Source organism: Pseudomonas sp. FSL R10-2964 (genome assembly GCF_009600035.1).
Taxonomy (GTDB): Bacteria; Pseudomonadota; Gammaproteobacteria; order Pseudomonadales; family Pseudomonadaceae; genus Aquipseudomonas; species Aquipseudomonas bubulae.
In genome coordinates, this window is record NZ_WIWH01000082.1 from 1 (window position 1) to 2,362 (window position 2,362).

Here is a 2,362-nt window from a genome sequence, read left to right on the forward strand (position 1 = left end):
CCAGTCTAAGGCCGCCCACTGGCGGCAATAATGATGGCTGCGCGACGCACTTGATGGCTCCCACTGGCGTGGGAGCCCCTACGATCGGCTTTTAAAAAAAGCGTCTCGCATGACTCCACGCAGTGAGGATTTTGTTCCAGGTGCGACCACCCGGCTCCCACTCCCAACAGGCGTTCCAGACTTTCGGGGATTGTTTACCACTGCGCCCCCTGCCCTCTTCGGCGTCTGGCGGTTGGTGGGTTTTAGGACAGTGACAGCGCCCGTGGTTGGGTTTTTACGCTGCCCTGCCATTGCCTTCTCGCCCTTGCGGGTCGCACCTAACCGGCTATACCGGCTGCCGTGAAGAGATCCCCTTGATCGGCAGCTATTACTTCCCGGGCCCAAAGCATCTTGATTCCAAGCGTCGGGAAGAGGTGTCGGGGGAGGCTGGAAGCTGGACAGACGGGAGTTTTCCCGACAGAATTGGCTTACCAGGTCTCGTTCCCCGCACCGAAAAGCAGAGATTCCCCGAGACCTTGGCCAGAGCGATTGCAGTCGCCGCTGGCCCGAATGAAACCCTGCCTTGGCAGGGTTTTTTCGTTTTAATGCTATGTATCTATTACCCAAAGATATTGCGTTTGCTCGCTCAGCGCAAACCCTGTGTCTTTCACAAGCTGCCGTGTGGGTCTGGCAGCTGTGCTGCCTACCAGCACGGTAGCCAACAAGGTCCACCGGACCGCGTTAGGGAATGGTCGGTTAAGTCTCATAAATAGCAGTAGACTGTAGGGCACCCTACAGACAGAACCCGACACTGCCCTACATGGCAAAATTAACCATCGGCCGCATGGCAAAACTCTACGGTTTACACCGTTCAACATTGCATGAGGCCGTGTCTAAAGGCCGCGTAACTGCTGGCCTAGACGGTAAAGGGCAAAAGGTTATCGACCTATCAGAAATGATCCGTGTTTATGGCGAACCACAGGGGATCACCCTACACCGCCCTACACTTGACCCGACACCCTCACCCTACACTTCCCCTACACCTGAAATTGACGCCCTACACCCAGCCCTACACTCGCTGGTTGAAGAGGTTCGATTGCTGCGTGCAGAGATACAAGAGCTGCAACAATCACTTCGGCTGATCGAGCATAAACCCGAGCCTAAACCTGCATTGCCTCACAACACGAAGCCAGGGGAAGCCCCTACTTGGGCAAATTTGCTCGACGCTCTCGATAACTAAAAGCCGTGGCCAGTTTCGCGGGCGCGAAACTTCACAGTTCCACCGCAAAGCCTCGCACGCCGAGCCCTTCGGCAAAGCGACCCACCGCCGTCAGGCTGGCCCAGGTACGAATCACCTCCCGCCTCGACCGTACTGGAATCAGCCGCGAGTGCGGCCCGCCGAGGCGTACCGAAAACGTCCACTTGGTACGGGTGGTATCGCGGCCGACGACAAACTCCCTGACCGCGCTCTGTTGCACCAGGTGCTGCAGCGCGTCTTCGTGAATCCCGTCCCCGATCACAGCAGCAACGCCGTGACGCGCGCCTGAGCGGCGTCATCAATGATCAGGTACAGGCTTTCAATGTCGGCCGGCTTAAGCACCTTGAGCTCTTCCAGCATCTCAACAAAACCTTGCGCCCGCTCGCTGGCCAGATGCACCTGCAGGGTGTCGGCGGCGAGCTCGATGGCAGTCATTCGACGGCGCAGTGTGGCCAGCACTTCAGGCGACGTACTGATCGCGGCTAACGGGTCGCTGCCGTTACCGTAACGGCCGCTCATTCGGGCACCACTCCGGACGGGCCGCCCAAGGTCGCGGCTTCACAGGCAAACGCTGCCGCCTGTGGTGGCGTCAGCGCTCCGGCGCTGACCACGGCGTTTAACCAGTCCCAGAGTCGAGTCACACAACGCGTCTGTTGCTCAGCCACTTCCTGCAGGTGATCCAGTAACTGCGCCTCCAACGTCTCGGTCGAGGTGGCCAGCATTTGCGGCTGCAGGTCCAAGGCGATGCGCTCGGCCAGTGCGGCAGCCGCAGGGGATAGCGTGCGCAGGTCGCGCAGACGGCGCTCATAATAGGGCGTGACGGGTAACGGCATGGCGGTGGTGTCCTGTTCCGAGTCAGTGGCCCACTACGCGTAAAACCACAGCAGGGGGGGCTGGCGTACCAGTGTAGGGGGGAGTTGGTTTCCGTGCCCAGAAAAAAAGGCCCCCAGCACTCTCTCAAGTGTGGGGGCCTTTTGAACATAAGCGGCGTTATTCGCACTGGGTCGATGATAGTGAGTGCTCATAAATGATTAGCAAATAGTTGCGATATTCCACTGATAGTGGAATACTCAAATATGAGTAGACAACGTCTACATCGTAGACAAAATCGTGTGGAGTGATAAC

General features: G+C 58.2%; 4 protein-coding genes. 1 reads left to right on the forward strand and 3 read right to left on the reverse strand.

Annotated elements, in window-relative coordinates; genetic code table 11:
• Positions 1-799 precede the first annotated feature (799 nt).
• Positions 800-1,219 (forward strand): hypothetical protein, encoded by a 420-nt coding sequence (locus tag GHN92_RS23480; RefSeq protein ID WP_073515003.1) that lies wholly within the window; start codon positions 800-802, stop codon positions 1,217-1,219.
• Between the two features lie 31 nt (positions 1,220-1,250).
• Here the strand turns inward: GHN92_RS23480 and GHN92_RS23485 are convergent, their stop codons facing one another.
• The 3 genes from GHN92_RS23485 to GHN92_RS23495 are packed head-to-tail and all read right to left on the reverse strand — an operon-like array spanning position 1,251 to position 2,070.
• Positions 1,251-1,499, reverse strand: a complete 249-nt coding sequence (locus GHN92_RS23485) for a hypothetical protein (protein ID WP_073515002.1) — start codon at positions 1,497-1,499, stop codon at positions 1,251-1,253.
• Positions 1,496-1,756, reverse strand: coding sequence for a hypothetical protein (locus tag GHN92_RS23490; RefSeq protein WP_010657466.1), 261 nt, complete (start codon positions 1,754-1,756; stop codon positions 1,496-1,498). The genes GHN92_RS23485 and GHN92_RS23490 overlap by 4 nt, the downstream gene beginning before the upstream one ends.
• Complete coding sequence (locus GHN92_RS23495) at positions 1,753-2,070, reverse strand: hypothetical protein (protein ID WP_073510850.1); 318 nt, start codon at positions 2,068-2,070, stop codon at positions 1,753-1,755. Before GHN92_RS23495 ends, GHN92_RS23490 begins: the two co-directional genes overlap by 4 nt.
• Positions 2,071-2,362 lie beyond the last annotated feature (292 nt).